At 68.8% G+C, this 22,895-nt stretch carries 16 protein-coding genes; 3 read left to right on the top strand and 13 right to left on the bottom strand.

From position 1 onward, the window contains the following. The 6 genes from DEU36_RS09605 to DEU36_RS09575 form a co-directional block, all read right to left on the bottom strand. On the bottom strand, nucleotides 1–1,143 hold the full coding sequence (locus DEU36_RS09605) for an ABC transporter permease (RefSeq protein WP_120263943.1): 1,143 nt from the start codon (nucleotides 1,141–1,143) through the stop codon (nucleotides 1–3). Further along, nucleotides 1,140–1,829 carry an ABC transporter ATP-binding protein gene (locus DEU36_RS09600; RefSeq protein ID WP_120263942.1) on the bottom strand — a complete coding sequence of 230 codons (690 nt, stop codon included), beginning with the start codon at nucleotides 1,827–1,829 and terminating at the stop codon, nucleotides 1,140–1,142. The genes DEU36_RS09605 and DEU36_RS09600 overlap by 4 nt, the downstream gene beginning before the upstream one ends. Beyond that, nucleotides 1,826–2,491 carry a hypothetical protein gene (locus tag DEU36_RS09595; RefSeq protein WP_147374377.1) on the bottom strand — a complete coding sequence of 222 codons (666 nt, stop codon included), beginning with the start codon at nucleotides 2,489–2,491 and terminating at the stop codon, nucleotides 1,826–1,828. The genes DEU36_RS09600 and DEU36_RS09595 overlap by 4 nt, the downstream gene beginning before the upstream one ends. 191 nt (nucleotides 2,492–2,682) lie before the next feature. Beyond that, entirely contained in the window at nucleotides 2,683–3,168 is a 486-nt protein-coding gene (locus DEU36_RS09590) for a hypothetical protein (RefSeq protein WP_147374376.1), read from the bottom strand. 898 nt (nucleotides 3,169–4,066) lie between these two features. Continuing rightward, entirely contained in the window at nucleotides 4,067–4,477 is a 411-nt protein-coding gene (locus tag DEU36_RS09580) for a DUF779 domain-containing protein (RefSeq protein ID WP_120263939.1), read from the bottom strand. A gap of 19 nt (nucleotides 4,478–4,496) precedes the next feature. Next, on the bottom strand, nucleotides 4,497–6,044 hold the full coding sequence (locus tag DEU36_RS09575) for an aldehyde dehydrogenase family protein (RefSeq protein ID WP_120263938.1): 1,548 nt from the start codon (nucleotides 6,042–6,044) through the stop codon (nucleotides 4,497–4,499). Between the two features lie 290 nt (nucleotides 6,045–6,334). On the opposite strand from DEU36_RS09575, the gene DEU36_RS09570 reads away from it, so the two are divergent. Further along, a complete protein-coding gene (locus DEU36_RS09570) occupies nucleotides 6,335–10,612 on the top strand; it encodes a family 43 glycosylhydrolase (RefSeq protein WP_183045335.1) in 4,278 nt (1,425 codons plus the stop codon). Nucleotides 10,613–10,676: 64 nt separating this feature from the next. Here the strand turns inward: DEU36_RS09570 and DEU36_RS09565 are convergent, their stop codons facing one another. From DEU36_RS09565 to DEU36_RS09535, 7 genes are all read right to left on the bottom strand, one after another. Further along, a complete protein-coding gene (locus tag DEU36_RS09565; protein WP_094260757.1) occupies nucleotides 10,677–11,192 on the bottom strand; it encodes a DUF2231 domain-containing protein in 516 nt (171 codons plus the stop codon). Nucleotides 11,193–11,205: 13 nt separating this feature from the next. Then, nucleotides 11,206–11,715, bottom strand: a complete 510-nt coding sequence (locus tag DEU36_RS09560) for a DUF2231 domain-containing protein (RefSeq protein ID WP_120263937.1) — start codon at nucleotides 11,713–11,715, stop codon at nucleotides 11,206–11,208. Between the two features lie 85 nt (nucleotides 11,716–11,800). After that, nucleotides 11,801–13,957 carry a 4-alpha-glucanotransferase gene (gene malQ, locus DEU36_RS09555; protein ID WP_120264478.1) on the bottom strand — a complete coding sequence of 719 codons (2,157 nt, stop codon included), beginning with the start codon at nucleotides 13,955–13,957 and terminating at the stop codon, nucleotides 11,801–11,803. A gap of 34 nt (nucleotides 13,958–13,991) precedes the next feature. Then, nucleotides 13,992–14,528 (bottom strand): putative glycolipid-binding domain-containing protein, encoded by a 537-nt coding sequence (locus tag DEU36_RS09550; protein WP_183045334.1) that lies wholly within the window; start codon nucleotides 14,526–14,528, stop codon nucleotides 13,992–13,994. Between the two features lie 74 nt (nucleotides 14,529–14,602). Next, nucleotides 14,603–15,931, bottom strand: coding sequence for a GAF domain-containing protein (locus tag DEU36_RS09545; RefSeq protein ID WP_120263935.1), 1,329 nt, complete (start codon nucleotides 15,929–15,931; stop codon nucleotides 14,603–14,605). 78 nt (nucleotides 15,932–16,009) lie between these two features. Continuing rightward, nucleotides 16,010–17,443 carry a CCA tRNA nucleotidyltransferase gene (locus DEU36_RS09540; RefSeq protein ID WP_120263934.1) on the bottom strand — a complete coding sequence of 478 codons (1,434 nt, stop codon included), beginning with the start codon at nucleotides 17,441–17,443 and terminating at the stop codon, nucleotides 16,010–16,012. Between the two features lie 56 nt (nucleotides 17,444–17,499). Then, complete coding sequence (locus DEU36_RS09535; protein WP_259455296.1) at nucleotides 17,500–19,017, bottom strand: methyltransferase; 1,518 nt, start codon at nucleotides 19,015–19,017, stop codon at nucleotides 17,500–17,502. A gap of 127 nt (nucleotides 19,018–19,144) precedes the next feature. On the opposite strand from DEU36_RS09535, the gene DEU36_RS09530 reads away from it, so the two are divergent. Beyond that, the gene (locus DEU36_RS09530; RefSeq protein ID WP_120263933.1) at nucleotides 19,145–21,274 is read left to right on the top strand and encodes a DUF6049 family protein; all 2,130 of its coding nucleotides are present in this window, start codon (nucleotides 19,145–19,147) and stop codon (nucleotides 21,272–21,274) included. Next, on the top strand, nucleotides 21,271–22,878 hold the full coding sequence (murJ, locus tag DEU36_RS09525) for a murein biosynthesis integral membrane protein MurJ (protein ID WP_120263932.1): 1,608 nt from the start codon (nucleotides 21,271–21,273) through the stop codon (nucleotides 22,876–22,878). Before DEU36_RS09530 ends, murJ begins: the two co-directional genes overlap by 4 nt. The last annotated feature ends 17 nt before the right edge of the window (nucleotides 22,879–22,895 follow it).

Below are 22,895 nucleotides of genomic sequence, written 5' to 3'. Positions count from 1 at the left end.
TCACTCGCGCATGACGCCGGACAGATCCCGCCCGTAGCTCAACAGCGCAGGGACGATGCTCGAGACGATCGCTGTCGCGCTGGCCACGATGAGACAGATCAGCGCGTAGTGCCACTGATAGGGCGGTGGGGTCACGCCCAGCTGAGCATCAAAGGCGCCGACGACCGCCGGGAACAGGGCATACGATCCGGCAACCGCGATCACCGCCGCAGCACCCGCGAGGATTTGCGACTCGACGATGACGATGAGTGCGAGCTGCGAGCGGCTCGCACCCATCGCCCGTCGAAGCGTGAACTCGCGAGCACGCGACCGTGCGGTCGCCAGCCCGACATTCGCTATCCCCACAACCGTTGACGCGAGGCTGAGAAGCCCCAGCACGAAGAGCACACGGGTTGTGGTTCCGATCTCGTCGGCCAAGAGGTCGACCTGGTCGGTGCGGGCGATGTCGCGGAGGGTGAAGGATGCTCCCACCGCCCCGAGTTGGCGTGCGGCCATCCTCACCTCGTCCTCGCTCAGCGTCGGGCTGTGGAGCCGTATTGAAACGGCGGATGGGCTCACGTTCCATCGCGAGTACTCGTCGAGGTGGATGTAGACCTGGGGTGTGGAACGTCCATCCCGAACAACACCCATGCGAGAGAAGGTCACTCTCTGGTCTTGAGTACCGATCTCGTAGAGCTTCGCACCGCCCAGCGCATCGCGCGCCGCCTCGTTCAGCGCGACCCGCGGTGCGAGAACAACGGCGTCGATCAACCACGACCCCTCTACGAGCGGGAACGGCAGGATGTCGCGAAGCTCGGGCTCCGTGAACACCACCGCCACGTCGTTCATAACAGCGCCATCCGACCAGACACCGACGTCGAGGTCCTCGATACTCGCCGCCCCGGTCGCGGCGAGGCGGCGCTCCAGCTGATCGGCCGCACGCCCGGCTTCGCCGTCGCCCGGCGGAACCGCAATCGTCGCCTGATAGGTCGACGCGTTCCCTCCGAGCAGAACTGCGCGCTGGGTCACCGCGTCGCGCATCACCTGGTCGGCGGTGAGAACCGCCACGAAGCCGACCATGCCGAGTGTCAGAGCAAGCACAACGAGGATGCTCTTCACGGGCGCGCCCCGCAGACCCTGAAGGGCGACGATCAGCGTCCTCACGATGCCCGCGCCTCTTCGCGAAGAGTTCCGCCGTCCAGCCGATAGGTCCTGTCGGTTCTCGCGGCGACCTCTGGATCGTGGGTCACCACGATCAATGCTGCGCCGGCTTGCGCCACCCGCGAGAGCATCTCATCGAGCACGCGTCGCCCCGTCACCTCATCGAGAGCTCCCGTGGGTTCGTCGGCCAGGATCAGATCCGGGTCGATCGCCAGAGCGCGAGCGATCGCGATGCGCTGCCGTTCGCCGCCGCTGACCTGCGGCGAACGCCTGCGGCTCAGATGGCCCACCTCGAGCAGGTCGAGCATCTCGCTGGCGCGAGCCCGCGTTCGGCTGAGGCGCATGGTGCGGCTGTGGATAAGGGGCATCTCGACGTTCTCGATGGCGGACAGATGAGAGACGAGACCGGCATTCTGCAGGACGAACCCGACGTTCTGCGCTCGCAGACGGGCTCGCTTCCGCTCCGAGATCGTGGCGACATCGACGCCCCCGAGTTCGTAGTGGGTGCCGCCGTCGAACGGGGCAAGCAGACCGAGACCGGCAAGGAGGGTGCTCTTGCCGCTTCCCGACCGACCGATGATGGCAATGCTCTCGCCGCGTACGACGTCGAGATCAACTCCCTTCAGAAGTCGCGCGCCTCCTGGCAGCGTCCGATTCCCGTCTCGGAGCCGCACGACCGTTGCTGTCACCGATTCCTCAACAGGCTGGGGCTGGGAATGAGGACCTGCTCACCGACGCTCAGCCCGCTTGTCACCTCGATGAACGCACCATCGGTGATGCCGAGGGTGACGTCCCGAGTCGCTCCCGTCGCCGCCTCGTAGACGATGCCACGATCGCGCGTGCCCGCTATCGCTTCGATTGGGAGGGCCGGTACGTCCGACCTCTCGTCGAGGGCGATCGCGAGCAGGCCTTCGCTTCCGACGACACCGGGCGTCTCGATCGGTACTCGGCACGTGAGCTGGTATGTTCCTGCATCTGCCGTCGGGCGTGAGTCGTTGAGCCTGCAGTCGAACGGCCCGGTCGAGCCATCCAGCTGGGCTCTCACCGACAAGGGCTGGCGGTTCGCGAGGCGTAGGACTTGCGGCGGGGTCAGCTGCGCGGTGATCGTCAGCGCCGAATCCGTCACGCTCAGTAGAGGCGTGCCCACACCGACGTCCACGTCCAGGGGAACCGACGGCTCCACGGACGTGACGGTTTCAGCCAGAACGATCTCGGTCGGCGTAGAACCGTCTGACGGCACAAAGGTGAATACCGATGATCGAGGTTCACCGACATCGGGACCGTCGTCGGGGGTTCGATTGGATGCTTCCGCTCGTCTCGACTCGAGCTTGCCGATCGCGGGCGCTGTCACCGAGTAGACCGAACCGGCCGCGACGACGACGGGCAGAGTAAGGACGTCGCTGATCGTGCGAGTCTCTACCGCGACACTCACCGTTTCACCCTCCGCCATCGCCGAGACGTCGCCGATCTCCGCCTGCTCGGGAGCGCATGACGACAAAGCGACGACGGACATCAGGACGACGAACCAGACGAGGCCTCGCTTCACCGACCCACCTCGCTCCGGTAGTGGCCGCAGTCCGCCTCATAGAACGCGCGGAGATCCGTCAGATCGCCGAGTTCAGCGGCATCTAGCGTTGCACCCCACACGTCGCCGGGATCGTCCCAGTATCGGAGGGCCCAGTCGGTGCGGGGAAACTCCCTCAACTCGGCAAGCGCGGTGGCGCGCGCAACCGGATCAGCGGAGCTGAGATAGACGTCTTGCCAGGCGCACGACCAGAAGAAGTAGGCACCAGCCGCAGCATTTCCTTCGCCGATGTTGTCGCCGTCGAGAGCCGGCGGCGTTTCCGGCAGAGAAACCCCCTCAGGAAGTTCCTGCGTGAATTCTCGCGCGATCTTCTGGTAGCTGCTGACATACTCGGCGTTCGTGAGGACGCCGCTTCGGGCCTCGGGCTCTTCCGAACTACAGCCGGAGACGGCCATGACGCCGATCAACGCCATGGCCGCCCCCAAGGATTTGCGGCGCATCACAGGTTCAGCTTGGCCTCGAAGCTCGGCGGCCAGAGGACACATCCTCCATTTGCATTGGTGTTAACGCGCGCGTTCACGGCGTAGCTGCCGGACGGAATCGTGGTGTTCCCACTGGTCGTGCGATATCGATGCACTTCGCGACTCGCGGGGGAAAATTCAAGGCTACCCGTCGTCTGCGCCCCCGACGGCACACGGAGGCCCGTTCTGAGCGCCCAGTTGTCCTTCCACCAGTCGTGCCTCGTGAGCTGGATGCTCGCGCCGCCAGCGGAGTGCGGCCGGAATGTGTCTCCCTCGAACAGGGAACCGGCGCAGTTCAGCTGCGCATTGATACTGTACTCCGCTGCGCTCGCGGGCACGGCAGCGGTGAGAACGATTGCGGCCGATGCCGCAATCGAGCCCGTAATGAGCCGTAGCCTGCGCCTACTCTGTCTGCTCTTCACTTGTCTTCCTCTCGTGAAAGCGGCTTCATCGCTTCCCCGAGCATAAACAGAGCGCACCAAAAGACGCATCAACCGAAAGGATGAATCAACGCGCTGCTACAGCCTGCGCTTACGTCGCACAAATACCCTCAAGGTGACGCCTGCGTGGCCATGCGACTTCCGGTTCCCCCTCCTTCGCGATGTGCATCCCTATCACCGAAGCGCTGTCCAATCCAGGAGAGGCAGCCGCTGCGAACCTTCACCCGATCGCGACGGCAACCCAGGTCGACCACATCCTTCGAGCTGCCGCGTGCACCGCACGAGTTTCCGAGTTGCGAACCGGCGCTGCCGAGATCGGCTCTTTGACTCGTGTGGCCAGCGAGCCGGTGCCGGCTGCCCTGGCGGGTCTTCCTGGCTCTCGCGGCTCATGGCCGACCTCGACGTAGCCGTCCGAGGCCGGGCCTAATGCGCCGGCGCCGTCATACCGAAGACGACGGCGATGCCGGCGCCAGCCCGAACGCCACCAGCTCGGCCTCGTCGAGCATGCGGGAGCGGATGATGAACCGCATCCCGGTCGGTCCCTCGACGCTGAAGCCGGCGCCGCGACCCGGCACGGCGTCGATCGTGATGTGCGTGTACTTCCAGTACTCGAACTGCGCGAGCGAGATGAACACCTCGATCGGGTCGTCGAGGCCGACGTCGAGATCCCCGAGCTTCACATCGGCGGGGCCGGTCAGGAACATCCCGACGGGGTAGCACATGGGGGCGGAGCCGTCGCAGCATCCGCCCGACTGGTGGAACATCAACGGCCCGTGCTGGGCGGTGAGGTCGCGCAGCAGGGCCGCGGCGGCGTCGGTCACCGCGACCCTGCTGTACGTGTCGTTCGACATGTCGATGAGTGGATGCGGCTCAGAAGAAGCCCATCGCGCCTTCGGCGTACGACACGAGGAGGTTCTTCGTCTGCTGGTAGTGGTCGAGCATCTTGAGATGGTTCTCGCGGCCGATGCCCGACTGCTTGTAGCCGCCGAAGGCGGCGTGGGCGGGGTACTGGTGATAGGTGTTCGTCCACACGCGGCCGGCCTCGATCGCACGGCCTGCGCGGTAGGCGGTGTCACCCGAGCGGCTCCAGACGCCCGCGCCGAGCCCGTAGAGGGTGTCGTTCGCGATGCCGATCGCGTCGTCGAAGTCGTCGAAGCTCGTCACCGAGACGACCGGGCCGAAGATCTCCTCCTGGAAGATGCGCATGTCGTTCGTGCCCTCGAAGACCGTCGGCGCGACGTAGTACCCACCGCTCAGCTCACCGCCGAGGTCGACCCGCTCGCCGCCGGCGAGCAGCTTCGCTCCCCCGGCCTTGCCGATGTCGATGTACGACAGGATCTTCTCGAGCTGATCATTGGATGCCTGCGCGCCGATCATCGTCGCGGGGTCGAGCGGGTTGCCCTGCACGATCTTGCCGACGCGGTCGAGACCGTCGCCGAGGAACGAGTCGTACACCGAGCGCTGGATCAGCGCCCGCGACGGGCACGTGCACACCTCACCCTGGTTCAGGGCGAAGAACGTGAAGCCCTCGAGCGCCTTGTCGTAGTAGTCGTCGCGCTCGCGGGCGACATCCTCGAAGAACACGTTGGCGCTCTTGCCCCCGAGTTCGAGAGTGACGGGGATGAGGTTCTGCGAGGCGTACTGCATGATCAGGCGCCCCGTCGTCGTCTCGCCCGTGAACGCGACCTTGCGGATGCGGCGGTGCTGCGCGAGCGGGGCGCCCGCCTCGATGCCGAAGCCGTTGACGATGTTGACGACGCCGGCGGGCAGCAGGTCGCCGATCAGCTCGAACAGGAACAGGATCGACGCGGGTGTCTGTTCGGCGGGCTTCAGCACGACGCAGTTGCCCGCGGCGAGCGCTGGGGCCAGCTTCCACGTCGCCATGAGGATCGGGAAGTTCCACGGGATGATCTGCCCCACCACACCGAGGGGCTCGTGGAAGTGGTACGCGACGGTGTCTTCGTCGATCTGGCTGAGCGAGCCCTCCTGGGCCCGCAGAACGCCGGCGAAGTAGCGGAAGTGGTCGATCGCCAGCGGGATGTCGGCGGCGAGCGTCTCGCGAACGGGCTTGCCGTTCTCCCACGTCTCGGCCACCGCGATCTTCTCGAGGTGCTGCTCCATGCGGTCGGCGATCTTGTTCAGGATCACGGCACGCTCGGCGGGCGTGGTCTTCTTCCACGACGCGAACGCCTGCCACGCGACGTCGACGGCCCGGTCGATGTCTTCGACGGTGCCGCGACCCACCTCGCAGAACGGCTTTCCGGTGACGGGCGTGATGTTCTCGAAGTACTGCCCCTTCACGGGGTCGACGAACTCGCCGCCGATGTAGTGCCCGTAGCGGGCGCGGTACTCCGCGACGGCTCCGCGTTGACCCGGAGCGGCGTAGACGCTCGAGACGCCTTCTTCGACGATGGTCATGTCATCTCCTCGACTCCCCGCAGCGCCGATGCTGCGGTGGTGTCGGGCACGCTACGCGCCGCTACGTTGCATCGCGTTGCACGGGCCCGGTGGCTCGTCCCGCAGCGGCGAGGATGCGCATCCGCACGGTCGTCGGCGGCTGGCACCGTGCGGATGCGCGTCCTCGGCACGAGCAGGCGGACGTGGGGCGGGGAGGATGCCGCGCACTAGCGCCGCGGCAATTGTGAGCGCTAACATTCGAGCGTCGTCGGTGTTGACGACCATGCAACGTCGCATATGAGAGGTTCCCCGTGCCCGCATCCGCTCGCTCGGCGCCCTGGCGCCACCACCGCCCATGGACGCTCGCCGTCCCGATCGTCGCCGCACTCGTCGCGGCGCCGGCCGTCATCCCATCCGCTGTTCAGGCGGCCGAGCCGGGCTCCGGGCTGGTCGTCGCCTATCCGCTCGACGAGACGTCGGGAACCGTTGCGCACGACGCGTCGGGCAACGGCCGTGACGCGTCGTTCGTCGGTGGCCCGACCCTCGGCGGCGCGGACGGCGTGCGCCTCGACGGCGACGACGACTATGTGCACCTTCCCGATGATGTGATGGCCGGTCTGTCGTCCGTCACGGTGAGCACCGAGGTGCTGGTGCGTCCCGAGCAATCGGGCGACTACTTCATCTGGGGCCTGGGCAACACGACGGACTGGTTCGGCGACGGCTACCTCTTCGCCACCGGCAACCCGGCGCGCGCGGGGATCGCGAGTGGCAACTGGTCCACTGAGCAGGAGACTCGCGGCTCGGCGAACCTCGAGCGCGGCGTCTGGACGACGATGACCTACACGCTCGATGCCGACACGACGACGGCTCGCCTGTACCTCGACGGCGTTCAGGTCGCCGAGAACACGAACACCACGACCACTCCGGGTGAACTGGGCGGCGGAACGACGACGGCGAACTACCTCGGCCGGTCGACCTACACGCCCGACAAGCGGCTCGCCGGCAGCCTTCGCGACTTCCGCGTGTACGACCGCGCGCTGTCGGCCGACGAGGTCGCGGGTCTGGTCGAGACCCCCGACGACCGGCAGGCCGCGCAGGCGGCGCTCGACGCCCTCACCGTCACGAACATCGACGACGTCCGCGGCAACTTGGCGCTCCCGCCGAGCTCGCAGGGACTCGATGTGTCGTGGTCGTCCGCCGACACGACCGTCATCACCGCCGACGGCGTGGTCACGAGACCCGCTGATGACACGACCGTGGCGCTCACGGCATCCGTCACGAAAGGGAATGTGACGCTCACCCGCTCCTTCTCGGCGTCGGTGCGCAAGGCCGCGAACATCGGGGCGCTCGAGGGATACACGTTCGCCTACTTCACGGGGAACTCCGTCGAGGGCGAGAACATCTACTTCGCCGCCAGCAACGGCAATGACGCACTGTCGTGGACCGAGCTCAACGGCGGCCAGCCGACGCTCACTTCCACGCAGGGCGAGCGGGGCCTGCGTGACCCGTTCCTGATCCGTTCGCCCGAAGGCGACACCTTCTACCTGATCGCCACCGACCTCTCCATCGGCAGGAACGGCGACTGGGGCCGCGCCCAGACGCAGGGCTCGAAGTACCTCGAAGTGTGGGAGTCGCACGACCTCATCACCTGGAGCGAGCAGCGTCACGTCCGCGTCGCCCCCGACAACGCGGGCAACACGTGGGCGCCCGAGGCGTACTACGACGAGACGCTCGGCGAGTACGTGGTGTTCTGGGCCTCGTCGCTGTTCGGCGAGGACGACCCGAACCACACGGGGAGCTTCTACCAGACCATGATGTACGCCACGACGCGTGACTTCACGACGTTCAGCGAGCCGAAGGTCTGGCAGGACTTCGGAGCGTCGCGCATCGATTCCACGGTCCTCGAAGACAACGGCACCTACTACCGATTCACCAAGGACGAAGCCAGCACGACCGGATGCCGTGACATCATCCAGGAGTCGTCGAGCAGCCTCACCGCCGTCGACGATCGCAACACCCCCGGCTGGAGCGCCGCCGACCCCGCATGGAAGCTGATCGACAGCTGCATCGGTCGCGATGCCGGCCTCGGTGCCGTGGAGGGCCCGACCATCTTCCGGGCCAACCCCGGCGACACCTCGGGCTCGAACTACTACCTCTTCGTCGACGAGTACGGCGGACGCGGCTACATCCCGCTGGGGACGGACGATCTCGACGCGCCGGACTGGCAGGTGCCCGCGAGCTACCGTCTGCCGGCGAGCCCGCGCCACGGCACGGTGATGCCCGTGACCGCGGCTGAGCTGGCGGCGCTGCGCGCGAACCTCCCTCAGCCCCTCACGGCGAACGAGCAGGGCGAGCTGCTGCGCTACGACTTCACGGATGCCGCCGGCACGGTGCTGCACGACCGTTCCGGGGCCGGGCGCAACGCCCAGGTGCGCGGCGGCGCGGCGTTCGCCGACGGCGCGCTCACGTTCGACGGCACCGACGACTACGTCGACCTGCCCGACAACGTGCTCGTCGGCGTCGACGACATCACGGTCGAAGCAGAACTGCGGATCGACCCGGCCCAGCGCACTCCGTACTTCCTCTACGGTTTCGGCAACACCGGCGGCGACGGGGCCGGCAACGGCTACCTCTTCTCCACCGGTGACCAGTACCGCGCGGCGCTGACCACGGGCAACTGGAGCGGCGAGCAGAACGTCACGTCCGGCGCGGCACTCCCCCGTGACCGCTGGGTGCACCTCACGTACACGCTGAGCGGGAGCACGGCTCGCCTGTACCTCGACGGCCAGCAGGTCGCTGAGAACACGAACGTGACGGTGCGCCCCGGCGACATCGGCGGCGGGAGCACGCTCGCGAACTACCTGGGCAAGTCGGTCTACAACGCCGACAATCTCTTCCGCGGTCAGATGCGGGAGTTCGCTCTCTACAACCGCGCGCTCACTGCCGAAGAGATCGTGCAGAACTCGGGCAACACGAGTGCACTCGGGGCGATCAGCCTGCAGGATGCCGACGCACTCAAGGTCGCGCCGATCGTCGACACCGACGCCCGCACGGTGCTGTTCCCCGTGCAGCGCGGCACGGATCTGTCGCAGCTGCGTCCGGTCTTCACCACGGCATCCGGCACGACGGCCACGCCCCCGTCGGGCACCGCACGCGACCTGCGCACCCCCGCCACTGTCACGCTCACGACAACGGGAGAGCCCGATGTCGTCTGGACGCTGGAGGCCATCGAGATGAAGAGCCCGGTGCTGCCGGGACTGTACGCCGACCCGAACATCGCCGTGTTCGGTGACACCTATTACATCTACGCGACCACTGACGGCACCCCGGGCTGGGGCGGCAACACCTTCTACGTCTGGACCTCGAAGAATCTCGTCGACTGGACGCGGTCGGACGAGCCCATCCTGAAGCTCGACGGCGCGAACGGAAACGTTCCGTGGGCCACCGGAAACGCGTGGGCCCCGACGATCATCGAGAAGGGCGGGAGGTACTACTTCTACTTCAGCGGTCATGAGCCGACCGCGAACCGGAAGATGATCGGCGTTGCCGTCGCTGACAGTCCTGTAGGCCCGTTCACCGCGCAGGCGGAGCCGATGATCACCAACGACGAGGCCGTCAACAGTGGCCAGGCGATCGACCCGGCCGCGTTCACCGACCCCGAGACGGGGAAGTCGTACCTCTTCTGGGGCAACGGGCGACCCGTCTACGGCGAGCTCTCCGACGACATGCTGAGTGTCAAGGCCGAGACGATCAAGCCGATCGACGGACTGGTGGACTTCCGTGAGGGGCTCTTCCTGAACTACCGCGACGGCACGTACCACCTGACGTATTCGATCGACGACACCGGTTCCGAGAACTACCGCGTCGGCTACGCCACATCGACGAGCATCGACGGACCCTGGACGTATCGCGGCATCCTCTTGCAGAAAGACCCGTCGCAGGGCATCCTCGGCACCGGCCACAGCTCGATCATCAACGTCCCCGGCACCGACGAGTGGTACATCGCGTACCACCGGTTCGCGATCCCCGGCGGCAACGGCACCAACCGCGAGACGACGATCGATCGGGTCGAGATCGGTGCCGACGGGCTTTTCCAGACCGTGACGCCGACCCTCGCGAGCGTCGACCCGCGCGACGTGCCCGGGGCGACCGAACCCAACCCGACCGAGCCCAACCCGACCGAGCCCGGCACCACGGCGCCGGTCGTCTCGGTGTCGGCCACAACGGTCGAGCGCGGACAGGCCGTGCGGGTGACGGTCACCGGCCTCGAGGCCCGCGAGCAGGTCGCCGCCGAACTCCGGAGCGACCCGATCCGGGTCACCGGCATCCCCACCGCCGATGCGAACGGGCGCGTCGCGTTCGATGTCCGGATCCCCGGTGATCTGCCCACGGGAGGTCACACGATCGTGGTCTTCGGGGCCGACGGTCAGGTGATCGGCAACGTGGCGATCACCGTGGTCGCCTCCGGGCAGCTCGCCGTCACCGGTGCTGAGGCGCCGCTCGGCGGCGCGTTGCTGGCAGCTCTCCTGCTCGTCGCGGGAGGCGTGCTGTGGTCGATTCGGCCCGCGCGCCGCGACCGGGCCGCCTGACACCGACATCCGACGCCGACGGGCGGCGGCCTTCCCTGAAGGTCGCCGCCCGTTTCACACGCCCTCAGCGCCGGCTGCGTCGCGTGACGAACCCTTCGGCCTGCTTCGATTCGTGCGCGACCCGCACGCCGTAGCGATAGGCGAGCTTGCCTCCGAGCCATCCGGACGCGCTGAGCGTCAGCAGACTCACGGCGCTGAAGATCACGCCCGCGATCGGGATGTCGTCGGTCGAGGTCCGCAGGAACAGCTGGAACAGGTACGCACCGCACACCACGAAGTTCAGCCCCATGTGGATCGTGGCGGTGCTCGACGACCGGGTGCGGTCGGGGATGCGGAGGTAGTCGAAGATCCCCAGCACGATGGCCACGAGACTGCCTACGAGGCCGATCCCGATGAGCACCCGCGAACCGACGGCGTAGGGGGTGGGGTCGGCCACGATCAGGCCGATGATGTCGAACACGAAGCTCGCGATCCACGCACCGATCGGGATCGTGACGGCGATCGGGTGGAACGGATGTCCGTAGGGGCCCGCCAGAGGGTTCGCGGGCCGCTTGTCAGGACGGGTGTCCAGGTCGGTCATGGTTTCTCCTCGGTCAGGGCAGCGGTTCCAGGCCCTCGGCCTGAGTGGTCTCGGTCGCGACGCGAACGCCGAAGGTGTGCGCGAGCTTCCCGCCGAGCCAACCCGAGACCGACAGCAGAGCGAGTCCGGCGAAGCTTGCGACCATCGCGAGGGTCGGCACCGCCTCCTCCTCGACGCGGAGGGCCAGGCTGCCGGCGAATACCGCCATCGCGATGAAGTTCAGGATCATGTGGGTCAGTCCCGTCGCCCGCGCGGGGGTGTCTCTCGGAATGCTGCTCCAGTCGATGAGCCCCAGCACCGCGGCGACGACGGCACCCAGCAGACCGATCGCGATGAGGATGCGGGCACCGAGCGCGAAGACCGCCGCGTCCGGACTCGTGACGGCGATGACGTCGAAGACCGATGCCGACACCCATGCGCCGATCGGCAGGATGATGGCGATCGCGTGGAACGGATGCCCGTAGGGCCCCGCGATCAGCGACCGCGGGTACTTCGCCCGTGTGAGCGGTGCGGTGTCGACCATGGCGTCTCCTCTCGTTCGACGCCCTGACCGTACGGGCCGCCCCGGGTCGTACACGTAGCGGGTTGACAAGCCCGGCGCGTGACCTCTACGGGGTGCCGCGCAGCGCCCTCTCGAGTGCGTCGACTAGCGAGCGGTATTGCGGGAGCGACGCGAGGTCGTCGAGCATCACCGCATGGCCGTCCGCATCCGCGAGCGGCACCTGCCAGTTCGGGTACTCGTCGTCGGTGCCGGGCTGATTCTGCACGCGCTTCTCGCCGACGGCGTCGACGAGCGAGACGCCGAGCAGACGCGACGGAGATGCGGCGAGGAAGACGTGCAGGGCCTCGATGACATCCTGAACGCTCGCCCCGTCGCCGATCAGTCCGCGCGATCGCAGCTCCGCCAGCATCCGGTCGCGCTCGCGCTCGAAGTCGGCGCGCTCGTCGTCGACGGATCTCGTCAGCAGACCGAGGCGAGCTCGCAGCGCGACGTGCTCGCCTTCGAGGTACCCGGCCGTCGGCGGCAGATCGTGCGTGTTGACCGTGGCGAGCACGTCGGTGCGGTAACGCTCGGGGTCGAGGGGACCGCCGTCGTCGCTGCTTTCGAACCACAGCACCGAGGTGCCGAGGATGCCGCGCTCGGCGAGGTAGTCGCGCACCCAGGGCTCCACGAGCCCCAGGTCCTCTCCGATGATCACCGCACCGGCACGGGCGGCCTCGAGTGCGAGCACTCCGATCATCGCCTCGTGGTCGTAGCGGACGTACGTGCCCTCCCCCGGCCCGAGTCCCTGGGGGATCCACCACAGCCGGAAGAAGCCGAGAATGTGGTCGATGCGCAACGCGCCCGCGTGGCGCAGCAGCGACCGGAGCATGTCGCGCAGCGGCGCATAGGCATGATCGGCAAGAGCTCGCGGCAACCAGGGAGGCTGATTCCAGTTCTGACCCTGCTGGTTGTACATGTCGGGTGGTGCGCCCACGACGACGCCCGGCGCGTACAGCTCGCCCAGCGACCACGCGTCCGAACCGGCCGTCGAGACGCCGACCGCGAGGTCGTGCATGATCCCGATCCGCATCCCGGACGCCGCCGCTGCGGCAGCAGCATCCGCGAGCTGCTCGTCGACGACCCACTGCAACCAGATGTGGAACGCGATGCGGTCCGACAGTCGCTCGCGAAGCCTGTCGATCTCGGGGTCGTCGATCGCGATCCCGTCCGGGACCGTGCCGCCCGTCTCAGCCTCATGCTCCCGCACCGCGCACCACAGGGCGAAGTCGGCGAGGGCAGTCCCTTCGCGCCGGGCGAAGGCGTCGCGCTGAGCGCGCCGGGCGGGCGAGAGGTCGACGGCGTGGATGAGCGCGAGCGCCTCGCGCTTCGCGCGCCAGACGGAGTCGCGGTCGATGGCCTCCGCGTTCTCATTCGCAGACGCCGCGGTGCGACGCAGCCGGTCGAACCGATCGTCCGCGTCCTCGGAGAGGTATGCCGCTTCAGGAATGAGCTCGGGCCGGATGTACAGCGGTGCGAGGAAACGCCGTGAGGAGGGCAGGTACGGCGACGGCTCGATCGGAGTCGTGACATCCGCTGCGTGCACCGGATTGATCAGCAGGTAGTCCGCGCCCGATTCGCCCGCGATCGCGGCGAGGTCCGCAAGGTCAGCGAAGTCGCCCATGCCCCACGACCGACGCGAACGCACCGAGTACAGCTGAGCCATGAGACCCCATGACCGCCGTCCAGCCTCAGCCGATGGAAGCGGCAGGCGCTGCGGCGCGACGATGAGCGCTCCGCTTTCGAGGAGATCGCCTCCTCCGCCGTACTGCCGCGCCTCCACCGTGTGCCAGCCCAGCGGCACGTCTTCGGGTACCGGAACCCGTACCCGCCAACGCGTCTGCCCGTCGATCGTACGGGCGACGGGCTGTTGCACGGGAATGGGCAAGGCTCGGATCGACCCGTCCTCCAGAACGAGCGCGACCTCGACATCGGAGCCGTCGGCGACGTGCACCTCGATCTCCCCCGAACTCTGCCGAACGACGGTCGACGGGGCCACGAGTCGCCGCCACGGCTCGGCTGTCCGTTCGGCGAGCGCATGCTCGACCGCTTCATCGTCGGATGCATCGACGCCCATCGCCGCGAGGACGGCGCGCAGCGTGGTGGCGGGCACGCGCACATGCTCCCCCGAGAATGACCAGTACTCGGTCGCGACGCCGTACGCCTCGGCGAGCGATCCGAGCGTCGCGTCGGGAACGACGCCCACTGTGCTGTCTCGACTCATCAGCATCTCCTCGTCTCAGTGAGCGCCTGCGCGGTCACGACCCCGTCACGCGCTCGAACAGCCCGGGGTAACTCAGCACGAAGCCGTCGTCGTCGACGGTGAGCGTGCGGCGGAAGTTGTGGTCACGTGATTCGAAGCAGTATGCGCGCGGTCCGACCCGCGTGTACCGCTGTCGGCTGAGTTGCACCTCGAGGGACGGCACGTGCACCCAGGCCACCACGACATCCGCGTGGCTGCCGACGGCCAGTCGTAGACGGCGAATCGGAAGGGCGTTGGTGGCGGGCGTGACGGTGATGTCGAGGTCCGTCGCGCCCGCGAGGTCGGGGCGTGCGGCGCCATCGACCGTCCATGCTCCGTCGGTGTTCTCGATATGCGTCACCCGCTCGCCCACCTCGATGGTCGCGTGGTGGAAGCCTCCGTCCGGAGCGAGCCGCACCGCGTAGCGGCAGGCCTGCTCGCCGCCGTCGACCTCGCCGACTATGCGGATGCCGTCATCGGAATACTCCGTCGTGCACCTCTCGACCGTCTCCGCCGACCCGACGCCGGTCCACGAGATTCGCGTCGTCCTCATGCTCCCATCCCCTCGATGTTTCACGTGCAACATCGCGTCGCCATCCTGTCAGCGGGTCCGCGCCGACGGAATGGTCATTCGTCGGGGTTGCCGAGCGCGGTCAGCCGTGCGACGATGCCCGCCCGTTTCGGCGAGCGTGCCGGCAGCAGTCGCAGGCACAGCCGCAGAACCTCCGCGTCTCCGGTTCCCTCATCGGTCTCGACGTAAGCGAGCAGCACCTCGACCGAGGCCTCGGCCAGAAGGGCTTCGCGCAGCGAACCCCGCAGCCGATCGCGGACCTCCTCGGTTCCCGGGGCGCATGAGTCCGGCAGCACCGGGCCCGAGTAGGCGGCGAGTGCCACACGGTGCGCCCCGCGGTCGAGCAGCGAGGCCACCTGCTGCGCGTCGGTCTCGAGCTCCGTCGGCAGCCGGTACGGACGCGACAGGGGAACGAGGTGCGGCGCGGTTCGTTCGAGCATCCGCCGCAACCTCACCATCTCGGGGCGAAGCGTGTCGGTGGCATCGGGGCCGTAGACCAGGTCGGCCAGACGTTCCGCCGACAGGCCTTGGCGGTGCGTCGCGAGCATCAGCAGGATGTCGGCGTGACGGGCAGACACCTCGACGATGCGCTCACCGTCGGGTCCGACGATCTCGAGGAGAGCACGATCGCGCCCCAGTACCCGCAGCGTCGACGCTGTCGGGGCGGAACCGACGCGGTTCCGTGATCGGACGAAGCCGCGCGGCCGGTCCGCCCGGGAGCGCAACCGAGCGACCAGCACCTCACTCTCGATCGCACGCGCGGTCGCGTCGACGAGAAGCCTCGCCTGGGGGGTCGCTGCCTCCGCACGGCCCGTCACATCGATGACGCCGAGCAGCCGATGGGTCTCGGGGTCGTGCACGGGTGCCGCCGTGCACGACCAGGGCTGCACCAGGCGATTGAAGTGCTCCGCGCCGCGGATCTGCACCGACCGGCCGAGTTGCAGTGCTGTGCCCGGCGCCGAGGTGCCCACCGCAGACTCCGACCAGTTCGCCCCCGCGACGAACCCCACGTCGCCCGTGAGCGTCCGCACGCTGGTGTCGCCCTCGACCCAGAGCAACCGGCCAGCCGCATCCCCGACGGCGACGACCACGCCGGAGTCGGCGCTCGGCACGAGCAGGGCGCGGACCATGTCCATGACCCCGGCGAGCGGGTGAGCGCTGCGGTACGCCGCGAGCACGCGTTCGTCGAACTCCAGTGGCGGCAGCGCCTCGGCGCCGACGAGGTTCGCCATCGATCGGCGCCACGATTCTCGGACGAGCGACCGGACATCGTTCAGACGACGCTCGGCATCGGTACCGGCCAGCAGCTCGTCGTGTGCACGCTCGATGAGCAGACGGGACGACTCGGGAGCGACATCCCACTGCGCAGACCACGACGAGGACACGGGCGACTCCGATCGGCGGTGAAGGAGCGCCCTCAGCCTAAGCCGGGCGGGCTCATCGCGGTAGAGCTCGCGTGGTCGTCAGCCGTCCGAGCGCGCCGACCACCACTCGCGCAGCCGCTGCTCCGCGGCCTCCTCGCCGATCATCCCCTCGTCGAGACGGATGTCGAGCAGATACCGGTACGCCTCGCCCACCTCACGGCCGGGTCGGATGCCGAGGACCTCCTGGATGCGGTTGCCGTCGAGCTCCGGGCGCATGGCGCCGAGCTCTTCGGCGGCCGCCAGCTCGTCGATGCGCCTCTCGATGTCGTCGTACGCCGACTTCAGGCGAGCCGCCTTGCGCTTGTTCCGCGTCGTGACGTCGGCGCGGGTGAGGATGTGCAGTCGCTCGAGCTCATCCCCCGCGTCACGGACGTAGCGTCGGACGGCCGAATCGGTCCACGCCCCCTCCGAGTAGCCGAAGAACCGCAGGTGCAGTTCGACCAGGCGACTCACCGACGAGATCGTGTCGGAGTCGAAGCGGAGGGCCTGCAGGCGCTTGCGCGCCATCCGAGAGCCCTTGATGTCGTGGTGGTGGAAGCTCACACCCCCGCCGGGCTCGAGTTTGCGCGTCGCGGGCTTGCCGATGTCGTGCAGCAACGCGGCCAGTCGCAGCACGACATCCGGCTCGGCATCGGGATTCCGTTCATGCTCGAGCTCGATGGCCTGACGCAGCACCGTCAGAGAGTGCTCGTAGACATCCTTGTGGTGGTGATGCTCGTCGATCTCGAGCCGCAGCGCCGGAACCTCGGGCAGCACAAGTTGCATGAGGCCGGTGTCGACGAGCAGCCGGATTCCGCGGGCAGGGTCGTCGGTGCGCAACAGCTTCACAAGCTCGCCCTGCACGCGCTCCGGGCTCACGATCGAGAGCGTCTCACGCAGGTCGGTCATCGCCTTTTCGGTGGCGGGATCGACCGAGAACCCGAGCTGGGACGCGAAGCGCGCGGCCCGCAGCATCCGGAGCGGATCGTCGCCGAAACTCACGGCGGGATCACTCGGTGTGCGCAGCGTCGTGGCGACGAGGTCCTCGACCCCGCCGTTCGGGTCGACGAGCAAGGGTCCCGGCACGCGCAGCGCCATGGCGTTGACGGTGAAGTCGCGCCGCGCGAGATCCTGCTCGAGGGTGTCGCCGAACTCGACCGTGGGCTTGCGGGTCACACCGTCGTAGCTATCGGCACGGTACGTCGTGATCTCGATCTGCTCGCCGCGCACCTTCGCGCCGATCGTCCCGAACGCACGACCGATGTCCCATGTCGCGGTGGCGAGAGGCTCGACGACGCGCAGGATGTCGTCGGGTCGGGCGTTCGTGGTGAAGTCGAGATCGTTCGTCGCGCGTCCGAGCAGTGCATCTCGCACGGGACCGCCGACGATCGCCAGCTCGAAGCCGGCGCGCTCGAACGCGTCGGCCAGCGCCGAGACGACGGGAGATGCTGCCAGGGCGCCCAGGCGCGCGACACCCTCGGCCATGTTCAGCATGACTCCGAGCCTACCGGCCCTCCCCCGGCGCTCCCGAGCCGGCGATCAGCTCGCGATCAGTCGGCGAAACGCAGGAAGCCCGTGAACAGCAGCTCGCGCACGCGGGGCAGCAGGTCGGCGCGGAGCGCGGCGGCATCGACCTCGAGCAGGTCCGCGATCGCAGCGACCAGCACGCCGACCGGCAGGTCGCCGTCGCTGGCCCCGACGAGGGCAGCGAGCGCCGGATCGACGTCGAGCACGCGACCGAAGCCCGCCCCCTGGCGCAGTTCGATGACCTGCGGGTCTTCGGCTCCGGGTACGTGGTGGCGCGCTTCGGTCACATCCGGCGCGACGCGCAGCACCGCGGCATCCAGGTCGGCGTCGGTCATGCTCGAGAGCCGCTGCCAGGCGTCGAGAGACGCACCGATGTGGGGACCGAGAGCGCCCGGGATGCTGCCGGAGATGCGCTCGTAGCGGGCGAGCGTCGGGATGACCGTCGGGCGGTGCAGCGTGATGTACCCGAACCCGATGGCGGTGACCCCGCGCGCGGCGAAGTCGTCGAGCCACGCCTGCACGAGCGGGGCGTACGCGGGCGAGCCGGGCGCGGTGCCGCCATCGCGGACCCAGAGCTCGGCATAGGCCAGCGGATCGAGTTGCTCGCGTTCGACGACCCACGCGTCCAGGGCGACGGACGACTCCGACACCCACGAGCGAACCCGGTCGAGACCGTCCTCACCGGTGCGATACTCCCAGTTGCCGAGCAGCTGCGCGACTCCGCCCGGAGCGAGCACCGAGCCGACCTCGCGCACGAACGCGGCGACGAGGTCATCGCCCGACATCCCGCCGTCGCGGTACTCGTACGCGGGCACACCCTCCACGCGCGGTGTGATGACGAACGGCGGGTTCGAGACGACGCGCTCGAACTGCTCGCCCACCACCGGCTCGAACAGGCTGCCGGCACGCGTCTCGATGCCGTCGACGGCGTTGAGCAGCGCGTTCAGGCGCGTGAAGGCGAGAGCACGCTCCGACACGTCCGTCGCCACGACGCTGTCGCCCGTTCGGCGGGCTCGAAGAGCCTGGATGCCGCACCCTGTGCCGATGTCGAGCACGCGCCCCACTCGCGACGTGAGCTGCAGCCCCGCGAGCGTCAGTGAGGCACCGCCCACCCCGAGGACGTGACCGGTGGGCAATGGACCGCCCACCGCGGCCTCGTCGAGGTCGCTCGCGATCCACCAATGCCCCTCGCCCGCGGCATCCGAGATGTCCTGCGGACGCACGAGCGCATCGGGCACGACGAGGTCGCCGTCGACATGCGCGAGCCCGAGCTCGACCAGGCCCGCCGCCCCGAGCGACGGCAAGGCGGCGTCAACCGACTCACGCGGCGCCGGTCCGCCCAGGAACAGCAGCCCCGCCAGCACGGCCAGGGCATCGGTGCGCCCGGCCAGCACGCGACGGGCGGGCTCGATGAGGCCGTGACCCACGGCCGTGTCGACCATCGCGCCCCAGAGCTCGCGCACGGCGTCGGCGCGATAGACCGCGGCATCCAGATCGGTACGGAGCGCCGTGCAGCGGTCGGCGTCGGGGTGAAGAGTCACTCCCCCATTCAACCGTGCGTATGCGCGAATAGCCCGAGGCCCGGCCCGCCTCGGATGACGTACAGGGCGGCCGCTCTAGACTCTGTGCGACCCTGCGGTCGGGTATCGCAGCGGGTCGAGAGCCGCCATGACCGACATTTCCCCTGCCACCGCCCGCGCCCGTCGCGGCCGTCGCGGTGCCCGCGTACTCGGCTGGCTCGCCGCTGCCGCGATCGTCATCGCCCCGCTCGCCTCTCCCGCCGCCGCCGTCGCCGAGACGTCGCCGAGCCCGACACCGAGTGCCAGTCCGACGCCCGGCGCCCCCGGGGTGGCCACGCTCATCGCCGCTCCCGCGAGCGGCGGGCTCGTCGCGAACGGCAGCGACGCGGTGATCTCGGTGGATCAGCGGAACGGTTCGCCACGCGCGCTGCCCGCCGGCACCGTGTCGGTGTCACTGTCGCGCTCTGCGCTGACATCGCCGCAGGCGGTCGTCGACTGGTTGCGCCCCGCCGAGGACGCCGACGAGACACTGCCGGTCTTCGAAGAGGTCGCCAGCACCGATGTCACCGAGCTCGCGGCCGGCGACGAGCGCGCCACGAACGTGTCGATCTCGGCGACCGAGAAAGACCTCGTCGGACTCGCCCCCGGCGTCTACCCCGTCGTGGCCGCCGGCCCCGGCGGATCGGCGCGCACGGTCATCACCGTGCCCCGCACCGACGCACCGCCGCGCTCGGTCACCGTCATCGTCCCCGTCACCGCGGGCGCCCGCACGTCGGGCATGCTCACGGCCGCGGAGCTCTCCGAGCTCACCGCCGAGAACGGTGCGCTCAGTGCTGTTCTCGATGCCGTGACCGGCACTCCTGCCGTCCTCGCTGTCGACCCGGCGATCGTCGCCTCGATCCGGGTTCTGGGATCGAGCGCCCCCGCGAGCGCCACCGGCTGGCTCACGAGCCTCATGTCTCTTCCCAACGAGCGCTTCGCCCTGCAGTTCGGTGACGCCGACCTCGCGACCCAGGTCCACGCCGGCCTGACGGCACCGCTCGAGCCCACAACCCTCGCCCCGTACGCCGACCCGGCCGACTTCAGCGCCTCCGCAGGTTCGACCACCCCCGCTGCCGTGCCCGACCTGCGGCAGCTGCTCGCCGTCGGAACCGCGGCGAACACCGTCCGCGACGTGTTCTGGCCGGCCGGTGGCACCGCCGGACCGGATGTCGTCACGACACTCGACGCCCAGGCCGACGCAGACGCCGACGTGCTCACCCTCGTGCCGTCCGACACCGTTGCCGGCGATGGCGGCGTTCGCGCCGCGGCGGGCGACGCCGATCTGCTGGTCTACGACAACCTCGTCTCGGCCGAGCTCGCACGCGTCGCCGCCGCCTCGGACGACGCACCGGTTCGCAGCGCCGAACTCGCGGCAGCCACCGCGCAGGTCGCCCTCAGCGGCGAGACCCCGATCGTCACGACCATCGATCGGCCGGCGGCGAGCTCGCGCACCAGCATCAGGGCGGCGATCTCCGCCGTCACCGGCAGCGCGGGGGCGACCCCGACGTCGCTGCAAGACCTTCGTGCGGCAGCGCCGGCTCAGGTCACCGTCGCCGACATCCCCGCCGCCGCCGACCGCGTCGCGGCCCTCCAACGCTTCCTCGCCGACGAGGAACGGCTCGCGACCTTCGCCACGGCGTTAGTCGAGCCCACGCAGCTGACGGCACGCGAACGCACCGCCATCCTGCAGCTGATCGGAGACGGCTGGCTGAATGACCCGACCGCGTGGGCGACCGCCGTGGCGCAGCACGAGCAGAACACCGAGAGCACGCTGGATGCCGTCGGTATCGCCAACCCCGGCACGATCAACTTCCTCGCGACGAGTGCTCCGATCCCCGTTACCGTGCGTAACGACCTGCCCTGGCCGGTCTCGCTCGTGCTCTTCGCCGAGACCGGCGACCCCCGCCTGATCGTGCAGAAGGCGACGGTCGTCGAAGCGGGCGCGCAGCAGAACACCCGCGTCGACGTGCCGGTCGAGGCACGCGTCGGAAGCGGAGACACCACCCTCAGCCTGCAGTTGCGCAGCACCGCCGCCGTGCCGATCGGCGCATCGGAAGCCATCGGTCTCACGGTGCGCGCCGAGTGGGAATCGGTCGGCATCACCGCCATCGTCCTCGTCGTCGTCGTCCTCATCGCAGGCGGCGTGATCCGGACGATTCTGAAGCTGCGACGTCGGCGGAGCGAGACCCCCTCCGGACAGAACGACGTCCCCGAACAGCAGGAGTACACCGAGTGAGCGGAATCGGCCGGGCAGGAGCGGTCGTCGCCGCGGGAACACTCGTCTCCCGGGTCACGGGCCTCGTGCGCAACATCGTGCTCGCCGCGGCACTGCCGGTGATCGCCACCAGCGCGACCGGCGGGGCAGCCAATGCGTTCGCGATCGCCAATCAGCTGCCGAACAACATCTACGCGATCATCTCGTCCGGCCTTCTGGCCGGCGTCATCGTCCCGCAGATCATCCAGGCGGCGAAGCATCGCGACGGCGGCAGCGCCTTCGTCTCCAAGCTCCTGACACTCGGAACCACCGCCCTGTTCATCACGACGGTCATCGCCGTCGTCGCGGCGCCGCTGCTGGTCGTGGCGTTCGGCTCCCGGCTGAGCCCCGAGGCCTCGGCGCTGACGCTGGCATTCGCCTACTGGTGCCTGCCGCAGCTGCTCTTCTACGGTATCTACGCCCTTCTCGGCGAGATCCTCAACGCGCGCGGAGTGTTCGGCCCCTTCGCCTGGTCGCCGATCGTGAACAACATCGTGTCGATCATCGGCTTCCTCGTCTTCATCTGGCTCTTCGGCGTCCAAGAGGACGTGGTCGGCTGGACTCCGACGATGGTGGCTGTCATCGCCGGCACCGCGACGGCGGGCATCGTCGCACAGGCGGGCGTGCTCCTGCTGTTCTGGCGCCGCGCTGGCCTGCACATCCGTCCCGACTTCCGGTGGCGAGGCATCGGGCTGCGGCACATCGGCCGCCTCGCGGGCTGGACATTCTTGATGGTCCTGGTCGGCCAGCTCGCCGGCCTCGTCCAGTCGACTCTCGTGAGCGCGGCATCCAACGCCGGTGCCTCGGTGGCGGCGATGTCCTACGCGTGGCTGGTGTTCATGCTGCCGTTCTCGGTCATCGTACTGTCGATCGGAACGCCCTACTTCACCCGTCTGAGCGCGCATGTCGCCACGGGGCGACCCGATGCGCTCCGCTCCGATCTGGACGCCGCCACCCGAACCATCGGGATCTTCATGGTCGGTGCGCTGGCCGCGATCGTGGCAGCGATTCTGCCCATCTCGCGCGTCTTCACGACCGGTCCGCAGACGGCGGCGACGTTCGCCTGGGTCCTCGCCGCGTATCTTGTCGCTCTGCTGCCCCTGTCGTTTCAGTTCGTGCTGCAGCGCACCTTCTACGCCCACCAGGACACGCGGACACCATTCGTGTTCACGTTGGTGCAGGCGATCCTCGTCGCCGCGACCGCCGTCGCGGCCTACCTCCTGCTGCCCGTCGAGTATCTCGCCGTCGGCATCGCGCTGGGGCAGTCGCTCGCCAACATCGTGCAGCTGGTGCTCGCGGTCATCCTCCTGCGCCGGAAGATCGGCCCGCTCGGCCTGGGCGGTGCGGTGCGCGGCGTTCTGCGCTTCGTCGCCGCCGGCATCCCCGCCTGCGCCGCCGGCTGGGCCGTCTCGCTGCTCCTGGCACGTGTGTGGGGGTGGACGATCGAGACGGTCGCCGCAGCGCTCGTCGGCGGTGCCGTCATCGGCCTGGCGACCCTCGTCGTCTACGTCATCCTCCTCGCCCTTCTGCGCGCGCCGGAGCTGACCACGGCCGTTCGCACGGTGAAACGCATCCTCGGCCGCTGACACCCCTCCCCCACGGC

The organism is Microbacterium sp. AG238 (assembly GCF_003610405.1).
Lineage (GTDB): Bacteria > Actinomycetota > Actinomycetes > Actinomycetales > Microbacteriaceae > Microbacterium.
This window is presented reverse-complemented; position numbering and strand designations above follow the sequence as displayed.

Coding starts and splice junctions, on each gene's coding strand:
- DEU36_RS09580 (WP_120263939.1), bottom strand. CDS start 4,477: ATGTCGAACGACACGTACAGCAGGGTCGCGGTGACCGACGCCGCCGCG.
- DEU36_RS09575 (WP_120263938.1), bottom strand. CDS start 6,044: ATGACCATCGTCGAAGAAGGCGTCTCGAGCGTCTACGCCGCTCCGGGT.
- DEU36_RS09565 (WP_094260757.1), bottom strand. CDS start 11,192: ATGACCGACCTGGACACCCGTCCTGACAAGCGGCCCGCGAACCCTCTG.
- DEU36_RS09560 (WP_120263937.1), bottom strand. CDS start 11,715: ATGGTCGACACCGCACCGCTCACACGGGCGAAGTACCCGCGGTCGCTG.
- malQ (WP_120264478.1), bottom strand. CDS start 13,957: ATGAGTCGAGACAGCACAGTGGGCGTCGTTCCCGACGCGACGCTCGGA.
- DEU36_RS09550 (WP_183045334.1), bottom strand. CDS start 14,528: ATGAGGACGACGCGAATCTCGTGGACCGGCGTCGGGTCGGCGGAGACG.
- DEU36_RS09540 (WP_120263934.1), bottom strand. CDS start 17,443: ATGCTGAACATGGCCGAGGGTGTCGCGCGCCTGGGCGCCCTGGCAGCA.
- DEU36_RS09530 (WP_120263933.1), top strand. CDS start 19,145: ATGACCGACATTTCCCCTGCCACCGCCCGCGCCCGTCGCGGCCGTCGC.